This is a genomic window from Mucilaginibacter sp. (genome assembly GCF_965277465.1).
Classification (GTDB): Bacteria; Bacteroidota; Bacteroidia; order Sphingobacteriales; family Sphingobacteriaceae; genus Mucilaginibacter.
Genome location: NZ_CBDICW010000001.1, coordinates 1,237,611 through 1,250,267 on the forward strand (window position 1 = coordinate 1,237,611; position 12,657 = coordinate 1,250,267).

The following is a 12,657-nucleotide window of genomic DNA, read 5'->3' on the forward strand; positions in this document are numbered from 1 at the left end:
TCAGCTGTAGTACATCATCGTTTAAATAATCGTCTTATATCCCACCATTTAAGGTCCTTATTATCTATATAATAACCGGAGCTTTCATAGCCGGTATAATCAGAGTAGTAATAATACTTGCCTGCATAACTCTCGCCCGAGAATTTGGTATTATAATACCTGGAGTGTAAAAGATCCTGCTCAAAGGCGTTTAGTACTATTACTGTGTTATCTAAATTATACTCCTGTGCAATTCGTTGCGGAATGGTGGCCGCATAGAATTTTGATTTACCCGACCGGATAACAAATAAATTTATATCGCTTATTCTTATCAATGGTATCGCATCCGAAACAAGACCGATAGGTGCTGTATCAATCATTACAATATCATACCTTGAGGTAAGATCATCAATCAGTTCGGTCATTCTTTTTGAATGTAACAGCTCTGACGGATTGGGTGGGATAGGCCCTGAGATAATAAAATCAAGGTTTTTTTGGTTTGATTTTGAAATTACCTCATTAGCGCTAAGCTGGTTTGACAGGTAACTGCTTAATCCAACATCATTAGGTACATTAAAGGTTTTATGTAGTTTCGAACGCCTTAAATCTGCAGCAACCAATATTACCTTTTTATCAATAAGTGACAGGGTGCTGGCAAGGTTAACGGCCACAAATGATTTTCCTTCGCCCGCAACCTCTGATGTGATACAAATAACTTTACTTGTTTTGTTGGATGCCAGGAAACTCAGGTTGGTGCGGACAGAACGCACAGATTCTGCAAAAATGGACTTGGGCTTACTTATAGCCAATATCTGGGTGCTGTATTCGTCTATCTCTTCAGGAAACTTTCTTATCACCCCGATAATAGGGATAGAGGTAAGGCTCTCGATAGTTTCTTTGTCGTAAATAAAAGGATTAAGTATCCTGATAAGGACGATCAAACCAATACCGATACAAATGCCGAATATGATTGATGACCGTTTAATGCCGTTTTCATCGGGTGATACAGGATTGTAATTAGGTTGCGAAAGATCAATAATTGTAGCCCCCGGTAAAATACCTGAGCGGCTTATCTGTGCATTTAATTTTTTCTCGGATAGCAGGTCATACACCTTTTCGTTAACGCTAAAGCTGCGCTGCAAGCCTGCCATATCATTTTCGGCAACAGGAAAATGGGTTACTTTCTCGTTAACCTGGCCAAGCTGATCCGATATGTATTTTATATTTTTTTCTACAATATTGCGCGAAATGTTAATGTCATTAATGGCCGTACTTTTTATCTGTAATATTTGCTGGTTTATATCATTAATGGGCTGCGCATTGGCATTATAAGTTTTTAATAACGAGTTGCGGGCATAGATCAGGTTATCAAGTTTATTGATAGCTAATTGTAATTGCGGGTCAACAACGCCTTCCATATTAAAGTTGAGCGTTACATTATTCTTTTCCTTTATGATATCTGCTTTTAGTTGGTCAATCGCTATCAGCTGTATGTTTAATAAGGATTTTTGCGATTCCAGGTTATCGGCTTTCGAAATTGCGGCAGTGGCTGCAGTACTAACATCAACAATTTTTAAGTTCTGCTTGTACTTTTCCATTGATTTTTCTGACACGGCAACCCTATCTGACAGGTATTTCAACTGGCTGTCAATAAAATCAATCATCTGCGTTGCCGACTGCATTTTCTGGATCCTGTCATAAGTCAGGTACTCGGTCATCACCGCATTCAACACATCCGATGCAAATTGCGGGTTGGGGTCAGTTTCCTGTAGGGCAATTATATTTGAGTTTTTGGCAGTTTCGGCAATATGCAACCCACCTCTAACCCGGTCAATAAAATCTTCGGGTGCATTGAGTTTAAATAAGTACGATGTGTTTTTTGATATAACGCTTGGTGCGCTTATGTTAAACCCGGTGGGGCCAATCATAAACGGAATATTATAGGCATACGTACGCAGTACATCTTTACCTGCCAGCTTATAGCTTAATGAAAAGCTTTTTTCATTAATTGGCTTAAAGGTGATAATATCATGGTAAAAGTTCAGGCTGTCAAACTTTATAAGTTCAACATCAAGGGGCTTTTGGGGGTATAGTTCATTGGTGCGGTTAAGTACGCGGCCAATAATGTAAAAGCTCATACGGTAATCAAGGTGCTTTATGGCATTGAGTAAAAGCGCATTGCTTTGCATTACAATGGTTTCGCTTTGTACCCTTGAGGTATTGGCCCGGTCACTAACAGGCATAACGCCGGCCAGATCAGGAAGCTCTGACTTTTTTTCCTCCAGCTTCATGGTGCCAAAGGTTGCGTAAATTTTAGGGGTGTACCACAAGTAAATGTTGGCCGTAATCATACAAACAACAATTGATCCTGCTATCCAATACCACCTGCTTACAAATATTTTTGCAACCTTAAAGTAATCAATCTCCTGGTTGGGGAGCTTGTTCTGAGCTTTACTCTTGCTTATTTCTTCCATTTAACGGCGTGTAAACGTTAATATAATTAGTGCCGTATTAAATAACAGCAATGCCGGCTGAATTAGTTGTGAAAGGTTTAAGAAATTATCGTTCCTGATAGCCCGTTTGTTTTTCTCAACATAAACAATATCCCCGCTTTGTAGTATTGCCTTTGGATCATTAATTGCCTGGATATTGCTCAGATCAATTACAGTTACCTGCGGATCTTTTTGTGTACCACGGATTATTTTTATATCAGTTTCATTAGCCTGCTCGGTAATGCCGCCTGCCGTACCTAAAATTTGCACAAGTGTGGTCCTGTCCCTGGTTAACGGATAATTACCCGGCGATTTTACTTCGCCAAATAACGAAACGGTAAGGTTGGTGATCTTTACCTCAATTATAGGGTTTTTAAGTAAAATTTTATGGTAAAGCCCTTCAATTAAGGTTTGTGCCTCAACACGGGTTAAGCCGGCAATAGGAATACGGCCCAAACCTGTTAATGCAACCGTTCCGTCATCTTCAACCAGGTGCCCTTCGGGCTGGTTTTGGGTGGTGTTTGTTTGTATGGCATTAGCGCCGCCAATAGGCGGGTTAAGGTCGACGATGTCTTTACTGTTCTGTAAATTCCTTATCTGTAAAATATCCTGGGGCTTAATGCGGTAGCTTTCCTGTTTCGAAGCAATTTTTTGAGCTGTGGTATCCGTACTGCTGCTTTTTTGCTGAAATAGGTATTGGTATTGTCTTTTTGAGCACGAAGTACATATCAGCAAGACCAGTAAAATCAAATAAGTATATTTTATATGACGCATATATTACCGCAGCATTTTTTTAAGTAACCAATTAATTAGGTATCGACTTCAAAAATACATAAATTTGCGACTTATAAACAGTGTTTTTTCCTAAGTGCAGGATTTTAAGATTTCTTTAATAACCGTAAGCTTTAACGCCGAAGGCACCATCCGCCGCTGCATTGAATCTGTTATCAGTCAAAATTTTAAAGCAATTGAATATATTATTATTGATGGCGGATCAATCGATCAAACCATCAATATTATAAATCAATATAAAAATAATATAAGTATTATATTATCTGAACCTGATAAAGGGATCTATGATGCCATGAACAAAGGGATCAAACTGGCCACCGGGGATGTAGTAGGGATGCTGAATGCGGATGATTTTTTTGCTGACGATAAGGTATTGAGCACTGTAGCAGATGCTTTTATACAGCAAAATGTTGAAATAACTTACGGTGACCTGGATTATGTGAGTTTGGATGATAAGATAATACGTAAATGGAGATCGGGTAAGTATTTGCGTAGCAATTTTAGCTGGGGCTGGATGCCTCCGCATCCTACCTTTTATTGTAAAAGAAATTTATTTGAGAAACTTGGTTTTTATAGCCTGGGATACGGTACTGCTGCGGATTACGAATTGATGTTAAGGTTTATGTTTCTCAACAGGATACCTGCTTTTTATATAAAAAAAGTACTGGTTAAAATGAAAGTTGGCGGAGTAAGTAACAAAAGCTTTAACAGTCGCGTAAAAGGATTAAAGTTTGACTTGAAGGCTATGCGTAACAACGGTATTATTTATCCAATAATAACATTGATCCTTAAGCCGGCACGAAAAATCATACAATATTTTTAAGTAAATATTGAAATGTTAATATGTTAGTAAGAAATGGCGGGTTTAGTTTAGGAATGTTAGTTAATTGCGCGCTGATGCGATAATTGTTAACTGCCCTAACGATAATATTGATTAACTATGATGGAATATTTACACAATTTTACTTTTATATATTACGTTCTGGTAGTGGCTGTATCTATTCTGATCACATCAATAGCCATCCCCTCAATACTCCACGTAGCCCGTTTCCGCCACTTATATGACGACCTTGGACACTTCAGAAAAGAACATGATCATGGTATCCCGAGGCTTGGCGGCGTTGCCATATTTGTAGGCTTTACCATAACATCCCTGTTGCTTTGTATGACTAATAAGTCGTTACCTATCAACTATATACTTACGGCCTGTATCATATTGTTTGCAATGGGTTTAAAAGATGATCTTTCGGGCGTAAATTCAAATACAAAGTTTTTAATACAATTTATTGTTTGTGCTATATTGGTATTATTAGGCAATATCCGCCTTACTAATTTATATGGTGTTTTCGGGATTTATGAACTGCCTTATATAGTAAGCGTTTGCTTATCCATTCTTGTTATTTTATTGCTTATAAATGCGTTTAACTTAATTGATGGTATTGACGGTTTAGCCGCCACTACCGGGATAATTGCAAACGGCGCATTTGCTTTATTATTTATTTATCTGCATCAGTATGAACTGGCGGCAGTATCATTGGCAATGGTTGGTGCAATTATTGGCTTTTTACGATTCAATATTACCCCTGCAAAAATATTTATGGGCGATACCGGCTCCCTGCTGATCGGTTTAATATCAGCTGTGATGGCGCTTAAATTTATGGAAGTAAGCAGAGCCGGCAGTAATACCAGTTATTTTTATCCGGCTCCCGTATTAACAGTTGCTATATTAATAGGCCCTATATTTGATACCATCAGGGTGTTTGTTATCCGGATAGCGAGCGGTGTTTCACCTTTTAACGCTGATCGTAATCATATTCATCACCGGATGCTGCGCCTTGGCTTTAATCATATCCAAACTACACTTATATTAACAGGCGCTAATGTTTTAACCATATTTATGGCGCTTTTATTAAAGGGATACGGTAACTCTGTACTTATAGCACTCATCATACTGATGTCGTTCATGTTCAACTGGGTAATTACATTTTTCCTCCGATCAAAAGAAAGAGAGCGCCTTGCATTCCGTAACCTGTTTGTTTAACCCGGCGGTTTCCTTTAAATAGCCTCAGTTTTTTTATTTCCTGTTATAATTAATGCAGAGATGCAAATGCAATTGCCCTGTAAATACTTTCTTTAGTTAAGGGTAGCAATTACAGGGCAAAGCATATGTTTATTATTGTCTACAAATAGGTAACCCTCAAAAGGGCTTAAATATGTATTAGGCTATTGTTACAAATACGCCTGTTAATTATTTTATTGGTTCAATTACCTTTTTGCTTTTATAGTAGCGTACAGCAAACAATATAATACATCCTAAAGGTAGTAGTACCCAAAAGTTGGCAAGGCTTATCAGTATATACATAAATACATCCCATCCATTCTCTAATGCCATACCCATTCGCTTCATAAACGGAACGTTATAGGCTGATAGGTCATCATTTGCAATGATCTCTTTACTTAGTACATTGCTATCATAAAAACTAAGGGTAATTGTGCTGGTTTTAACAGAGTCGTCAATTTTATGGTTGATCATTTGCTGGTCAACCATGCTGTTTTTAAAGGCCAGTACATTATCGTTGCCGGTACTGTTTTTTTCTTGTTTATTTAATGATTCACGCTGGTTTTTGAGTTTGAGCTGGGTAGAGAGATACGCTGCCGATTTATCAGTTATATCCATATTGCTATTGTTTACATAAATACCTAATCGGGCAACCTGGTTCATGAAGTTCTCCAAGCTTGCGGGTGGTATTTTTACCGTCATTTCGGCTACTGTATTAATAACAGTTACCCTCATTAATGAATCATCGCTCTTTTTTATATCAATGGTATTACCCGGGGTGGCATTCATTACATGATGAATCACCATTCCGTTACAACTATTTGTTAAAGCAACAATGCGTTCGCTGGTTTGCTGTACATTTTTTACTTTAAAATGCATGTCAGCTTTTCGTACCAGCTTAGAGTCAATTTGCATTGTATCTGTTTTGGAAATTGACGATTTATGGAAAAGGCCCGTTTTGCCTGTCGTATCAGCGGCTTCAGATGATCCTTTTCCCTTGCATGCGTCTAACAGAACAACGCCTGCCAGCAGCGGAATTAACAGTTGTGTTTTCATAAAAATTGTTTTGTTTTTGGTTGATATTGATACATGTCAATGCCAAAAGGTGACCCTCAACATACACTGGCTATCAAAATGTTACAGGATTGTAAAAAAAGCAGATTAGCTTTAAGTATAATATATTAAGTTTACAAGCACGTTTTTTCTGCTTATTGTAATGTATTTATATGGCAAATCAAACGGTCATCCGTATGTTCAAAACGCACTATTTATATATGGAATTAGCTGTTTTTTTACAATATTATTATTTATTTAGAACAATTATAAATTAGATATTGCAATCATTTAATTGTAAGTGATAGTGTAATAAGTTTTACTTTTGTGACTGAAAAATTCGGGTTGTACATACATTTCTGCGTGAATATCAATCATTAATAATAAAATTATTTAGTATAAATACACTTTATGAGGAGTTTCTCATTGATTTTTAAACAATTCTCAAGGTCGGTTCTACTGGTTGCCTGCTTTACTTTTTTGGGGATTTCTGCATTTGCGCAGGGGGATGCAGCTAAGGGCGAGGCGCTTTTTAAGGCCAAATGTACCACCTGTCATAAAATTGACAGCAAACTGATAGGTCCTGCTTTAGGCCCAACCATAACATCTGAAACTGATGATAAGTGGTTAACGCACTGGATTCAGAACAACCAGGCTTTAATAGCTGCCAAAGATCCTAAGGCGCTTAAAATTTACAACGAGTATAACCAAAGCGGTATGACCGTTTTTGGCGAGCTTACTGACGGCGATGTGGCCAACATCCTTGCGTATGTACGTACAGAATGGAAAACCATGCAGGCTGCCCCTAAGCCTGGTGCTGCTACCGGAGCTGCTGTTGCAGACGAAGGTCCGAGCAGTCTTGTTATATGGGCGCTTATTGGCGTAATTGTTTTGGCCTTTATTATTATACTGGTATTAAACAAAGTAATTGCAACGCTTGAGCGTTTATTGTTGAAAAACAAAGGCATCGTAATTGAAGAGGATACTACTGACATTGTAGCTGCCGAAAAAGCATCTGCTGATCGTAAGGCTGTCTTCAAAAAACTACTTAAAAATAAAAAACTGGTTTTCTTTGTACTGCTTTGCGGTACACTGGCGCTTGGAAGCTGGACATGGGTTACCCTTTGGACAACCAATGTTCACACAGGTTACCAACCGGTACAGCCTATTAAATTCCCGCATGATCTGCATGCAGGTGCAATGAAAATTGATTGCCAGTATTGCCACTCAGGTGCATACAAATCAAAAAATGCATCTATTCCATCATTAAATGTGTGTATGAACTGCCACAAGGTTGTTAAAACTGAGTCGCCAGAAATACATAAGATCTATGATGCTTTGGGATACGATCCGCAAACACAAAAATACGACAGCACAAAATCACGTCCTATGCAATGGGTGCGTGTACATAACCTGCCCGATCTGGCTTACTTTAACCACTCGCAACACGTTAAGGTTGCAGGTTTAAAATGCCAAACTTGCCACGGTCCTGTTGAAACCATGAAAGAGGTTTACCAATACTCACCACTTACCATGAAATGGTGTATCCAGTGCCACAAACGCACAGATGTTAACATTAAGGGTAACGCATACTATGAGAACTTACAACAGGTACATGACTTGTTAAAAGAAGGTAAAAAGGTTACAGCAGCCGCAATGGGTGGTATTGAGTGCGGTAAGTGCCATTATTAATATTTATTAAAACGTAGCATTACAGTTTATATAGCTTAAATGGATAGCAATAAAAAATACTGGAAAGGTTTAGAAGAGCTGAACAAAACCCCGGAATTTGTTGAATTAAATAAAAACGAATTTGCGGAGCCTATTCCTATCGAAGATGTTTTAACCAGTGGTGGTTTGTTAGGAAAAACCCCTCGTCGTGACTTTTTAAAGGCGCTTGGCTTTGGTGTGAGTGCGGTAACATTGGCTGCCTGTCAGCCGGTGCCTGTGCATAAGGCATTGCCATATTTAATAAAACCTGAAGAGGTAACCCCGGGTATACCCAATTACTATACTTCAACTTATGAAGGACAGGCAATTTTGGTTAAAACCCGCGAAGGCCGCCCAATTAAAATTGAAGGTAACCCTAATGATATTATAGGTAAAGGTGGTGTTAGTGCGCAGGCACAGGCATCGGTACTTGACCTGTATGATGTTAACCGTATTAAAAACCCATTGAAAGATGGTGGTGATTACGGATGGAGCCAGCTTGACGAATTTGTTAAAGCCGAACTTACTGCTATTAAAGCAGGCGGTAAAAAAATCCGCATCATTGCTTCAACAGTTCACAGCCCTTCAACCAAAGCGGTAATTGCTGATTTTGTTGCACAATATCCTACAGCAAAACTGATCAATTATGATGCTGTATCTTATACAGGTATCATCCAGGCAAATCAAAATAGTTTCGGTAAGGCTGTATTGCCTCACTATAACTTTGATAAGGCTGATGTGATCGTTAGTTTCGGTGCCGACTTTTTGGGTACCTGGATCTCTCCGGAAGAGTTTACCCGTCAGTACGTTTCAAACAGGAACAACAAATCGTTACAGGCTAAAAAGATGTCGCGCCATATTCAGTTTGAAACTGGCATGAGCATCACCGGTTCAAATTCAGATGTTCGTATCCCTATTAAACCATCTGAAGAAGGTATTGCACTTATCGCATTGTACAATGCGATATCTGGCGCAACCTTACCGGGAACTAAAAAATTAAATAACGTTGTTGCCGATAAGGCTATAGCTATAGTAGCAAAAGAATTACTGAACGCTAAGGGTAAAGCTTTAGTGGTTGCAGGTTCAAACGATGTTGCTACACAAGTATTGGTAAATGCTATTAACTCGTTATTAGGCAGCTACGGTACTACTATTGATTTAGATAATCCATCATTACAATACGCTGGTAACGATGCAGAGTTTGTTGAGTTTGTAAGCGATATGAAACGCGGCGATGTTGATGCCGTTTTCTTCCTGAATGCAAACCCGGCTTATGATTACTACAACAGCAAGGATATTGCAGCCGGCTTGAAAAAAGTACGCCTGAGAGTATCATTTGCACCAACAACTGACGAAACATCTTCGCTTTGTAATGTTGTAGCACCAAACCACTATTATTTAGAAGCATGGGGTGATGATAACGCTTTAGAAGGTTACTATACCATTGTACAGCCAGCCATTAACCCTGTATATGACACCCGCCAGGCTGAACACAGCTTATTGGTATGGAGTGCAAGTACTTATAAAGATTACTACAGCTACGTTAGAAACAACTGGGATAAAAACTTATTAGCTAAAGGCGGCTTAAGCGGCCAAAGCGGATGGGAAACTTTATTACAAACAGGTTTTGTAAAAGTTGCTGATAAACCAGCAGGTTCATACACTTTCAGCCGTGATTTAAATGCAGTTGCACAAACTATATTAGATCATAGCAGCCAGCTTGCCGAAGGCAACAAGGTTGAGCTACAGGTTTTCCAAAGCCCGGCAATGCGCGATGGTAAGAGAGCTAACAACCCTTGGTTACAGGAATTACCTGATCCGGTTTCGAAAGTTACCTGGGATAACTTCATAGCCATGTCGCCAAGCGATATGAAAAAGCTGAACTACCAGGATGGTGATGTGGTTAAGATTGATGCAAACGGTTACACTGTAAGCTTATCAGTATTATCACAGCCAGGCCAGGCACAGGGAACTATTTCGGTAGCTGTTGGTTACGGCCGCACAGTTGTTGGCCCGGTAGGTATCAACGTAGGTAAAAACGCATTTCCGTTCTTTAGCCTGCGCAACGGTACATTCCAAACCAGCGCACCTGCGGTATTAACTGCAACAGGCGAAAACTCTGAGCTTGCGCAAACACAAACACACCACTCTATTGAAGGGCGTAACAGTATCATAAAGGAAGCAACCTTTACTGAGTACATTAAAAACCCATCAGTAGCAACTGGTAAAGAAGAAGATCACAAAGATTACAACGAAAATAACCTTTTCTGGCAGAAACATGATCGCCCTACTTATGATTGGGTGATGGCTATAGACTTAAATGCCTGTACCGGTTGCGGTGCCTGCGTGGTAGCATGTAGTGCCGAAAATAACGTGCCGGTTGTAGGTAAGGACGAAGTAAGACGTCGTCGTGAAATGCACTGGATCCGTATTGACCGTTATTATAGCTTTAACGATAAAGGTGATGGTGGTGTAACCCGTGAGCATGAAATTGCAAAATTGGAAGACCTGGATCACGTAAAGGTTGTTTACCAGCCAATGCTTTGCCAGCACTGTGAGCACGCACCGTGCGAAACTGTTTGCCCGGTATTAGCAACTGTTCACTCATCCGAAGGTTTAAACCATATGGCTTACAACCGTTGTGTAGGTACCCGTTACTGTGCTAACAACTGCCCATACAAAGTACGCCGCTTTAACTGGTTCAATTACTGGAACGATTCTCGTTTTGATAACTACCTTAACAATGAGCATACACAATTAGTACTTAACCCTGATGTGGTAACACGTTTCCGTGGGGTTATGGAAAAATGTTCAATGTGTATACAACGTATACAAGCTGGTAAATTGAAAGCTAAGATTGAAAAACGCCCGCTTAAAGATGGCGATATAAAAATGGCTTGTCAGCAAACATGCTCGGCTAATGCTATTGTGTTTGGTAATGCAAATGATCCTGAATCAGAAGTATCAAAAGCTTTAAAGAGCGACAGAACTTATTATGTACTGGAAGAATTGAATGTACAGCCAGGTGTTGGTTACCAGACAAAAATCAGGAATATATCAGAATTAGAAGCTTAAATTATACAAGAGAGATTTAAAATATGGCATCTCATAGTGAATCAATAATCCGGGAACCGTTAATTACGGGGAAGAACATCACATACGCCCAAATAACCAATGATGTACTTCGCCCAGTAGAAAACATGCCTGGCAAAGCCTGGTGGATAGGCTTTTCTGTTGCATCGTTAGGCGCATGCCTATGGGTGTTTGCAGTAAGCTACACTTTTTGGTACGGTATCGGATCGTGGGGCTTGAACAAAACAGTAGGCTGGGCCTGGGATATTACGGGTTTCGTATGGTGGGTAGGTATTGGTCACGCTGGTACACTTATCTCGGCAATCTTATTACTGTTCCGTCAAAACTGGCGTAACTCTATCAACAGGTCGGCTGAGGCGATGACCATCTTCGCAGTAATTTGCGCGGCAACCTACATTGTTGCTCACATGGGCCGTCCGTGGATGGCTGTTTACTCATTACCATTACCCAATCAGTACGGATCATTATGGGTTAACTTTAACTCACCCCTTATCTGGGACGTATTTGCGATCTCTACATACTTCTCTGTATCATTAGTATTCTGGTACACAGGTTTATTGCCGGATTTAGCCACCATACGTGACCGTGCTACAGGTCTCCGCAGAAAAATATATTCTGTTCTTTCTTTCGGATGGACAGGATCAGTAAAAACATGGCAGCGTTTTGAAACTGTATGTTTGATATTGGCAGGTATTTCAACACCATTGGTATTATCAGTACACACCATTGTATCAATGGACTTTGCAACCTCTCTTGAACCGGGATGGCATACTACTATTTTCCCTCCTTACTTCGTTGCGGGAGCTATCTTCTCAGGTTTTGCCATGGTGCAAACACTGTTGCTGATAACCCGTAAGGTATTAGGATTAGAGAATTACATTACCATGTTCCACATTGAGGCCATGAACAAAATTATCCTTTTAACAGGATCAATTGTAGGTGTGGCTTATTTAACTGAGTTCTTTATCGCCTACTATTCAGGTGGCGAATACGAACAGTATACTTTCCTTAACAGGTTTATCGGTCCGTACTGGTGGGCAGGTTGTATGATGTATGGCTGTAACGTATTGATGACCCAGTTAATGTGGTTCAAAAAGATCAGAACAAACATCCCTATCTCATGGGTACTATCAATTGTAGTAAACATCGGTATGTGGTTTGAGCGTTTTGTGATCATCGTAGTATCATTACACCGCGATTATTTAACATCAAGCTGGGCTATGTTTTATCCAACCCGAATAGATCTGAGTGTATTTATCGGATCAATAGGTGTGTTCTTTACCTTGTTCCTTTTATTTATCAGGGTGTTACCATCAATTGCAATGGCTGAGGTGAAACTTATCCTGAAAAGCTCAAGCGAGCAATCTAAAAAGAAACTTATTGACGAAGGTCATCTGGATAAAGAGCACGTTGATTTTTACACCGAATCGTTAACCAAGTTTGACAGCGTTGATATGGCTGATTACGAAAAAATATAAA

8 protein-coding genes are annotated in these 12,657 nt (G+C 39.5%); 5 read left to right on the plus strand and 3 right to left on the minus strand.

The window, feature by feature from the left end; all coding sequences use genetic code 11:
• Positions 1 to 14: 14 nt before the first annotated feature.
• Together ACQY4U_RS05720 and ACQY4U_RS05725 are read right to left on the minus strand one after the other, a co-directional pair.
• Positions 15 to 2,453, minus strand: a complete 2,439-nt coding sequence (locus ACQY4U_RS05720) for a polysaccharide biosynthesis tyrosine autokinase (RefSeq protein ID WP_428328432.1) — start codon at positions 2,451 to 2,453, stop codon at positions 15 to 17.
• On the minus strand, positions 2,454 to 3,245 hold the full coding sequence (locus ACQY4U_RS05725) for a polysaccharide biosynthesis/export family protein (protein ID WP_428328433.1): 792 nt from the start codon (positions 3,243 to 3,245) through the stop codon (positions 2,454 to 2,456).
• 94 nt (positions 3,246 to 3,339) lie between these two features.
• On the opposite strand from ACQY4U_RS05725, the gene ACQY4U_RS05730 reads away from it, so the two are divergent.
• Positions 3,340 to 4,086 carry a glycosyltransferase family 2 protein gene (locus ACQY4U_RS05730; RefSeq protein WP_428328434.1) on the plus strand — a complete coding sequence of 249 codons (747 nt, stop codon included), beginning with the start codon at positions 3,340 to 3,342 and terminating at the stop codon, positions 4,084 to 4,086.
• 117 nt (positions 4,087 to 4,203) lie between these two features.
• Positions 4,204 to 5,304 (plus strand): MraY family glycosyltransferase, encoded by a 1,101-nt coding sequence (locus ACQY4U_RS05735; protein ID WP_428328435.1) that lies wholly within the window; start codon positions 4,204 to 4,206, stop codon positions 5,302 to 5,304.
• A 207-nt stretch (positions 5,305 to 5,511) separates the two neighbouring features.
• Here the strand turns inward: ACQY4U_RS05735 and ACQY4U_RS05740 are convergent, their stop codons facing one another.
• Positions 5,512 to 6,378 carry a DUF4349 domain-containing protein gene (locus ACQY4U_RS05740; protein ID WP_428328436.1) on the minus strand — a complete coding sequence of 289 codons (867 nt, stop codon included), beginning with the start codon at positions 6,376 to 6,378 and terminating at the stop codon, positions 5,512 to 5,514.
• Positions 6,379 to 6,786: 408 nt separating this feature from the next.
• On the opposite strand from ACQY4U_RS05740, the gene ACQY4U_RS05745 reads away from it, so the two are divergent.
• Genes ACQY4U_RS05745 through nrfD form a run of 3 tightly spaced genes read left to right on the plus strand, consistent with a single transcriptional unit; the run spans position 6,787 to position 12,656 of the window.
• Entirely contained in the window at positions 6,787 to 8,067 is a 1,281-nt protein-coding gene (locus tag ACQY4U_RS05745) for a cytochrome c3 family protein (RefSeq protein WP_428328437.1), read from the plus strand.
• Between the two features lie 39 nt (positions 8,068 to 8,106).
• Positions 8,107 to 11,160, plus strand: coding sequence for a TAT-variant-translocated molybdopterin oxidoreductase (locus tag ACQY4U_RS05750; protein WP_428328438.1), 3,054 nt, complete (start codon positions 8,107 to 8,109; stop codon positions 11,158 to 11,160).
• Positions 11,161 to 11,183: 23 nt separating this feature from the next.
• On the plus strand, positions 11,184 to 12,656 hold the full coding sequence (gene nrfD / locus ACQY4U_RS05755) for an NrfD/PsrC family molybdoenzyme membrane anchor subunit (protein ID WP_428328439.1): 1,473 nt from the start codon (positions 11,184 to 11,186) through the stop codon (positions 12,654 to 12,656).
• Position 12,657: the final 1 nt, after the last annotated feature.

Coding starts and splice junctions, on each gene's coding strand:
- ACQY4U_RS05720 (WP_428328432.1), bottom strand. CDS start 2,453: ATGGAAGAAATAAGCAAGAGTAAAGCTCAGAACAAGCTCCCCAACCAG.
- ACQY4U_RS05725 (WP_428328433.1), bottom strand. CDS start 3,245: ATGCGTCATATAAAATATACTTATTTGATTTTACTGGTCTTGCTGATA.
- ACQY4U_RS05735 (WP_428328435.1), top strand. CDS start 4,204: ATGATGGAATATTTACACAATTTTACTTTTATATATTACGTTCTGGTA.
- ACQY4U_RS05740 (WP_428328436.1), bottom strand. CDS start 6,378: ATGAAAACACAACTGTTAATTCCGCTGCTGGCAGGCGTTGTTCTGTTA.
- ACQY4U_RS05745 (WP_428328437.1), top strand. CDS start 6,787: ATGAGGAGTTTCTCATTGATTTTTAAACAATTCTCAAGGTCGGTTCTA.
- ACQY4U_RS05750 (WP_428328438.1), top strand. CDS start 8,107: ATGGATAGCAATAAAAAATACTGGAAAGGTTTAGAAGAGCTGAACAAA.
- nrfD (WP_428328439.1), top strand. CDS start 11,184: ATGGCATCTCATAGTGAATCAATAATCCGGGAACCGTTAATTACGGGG.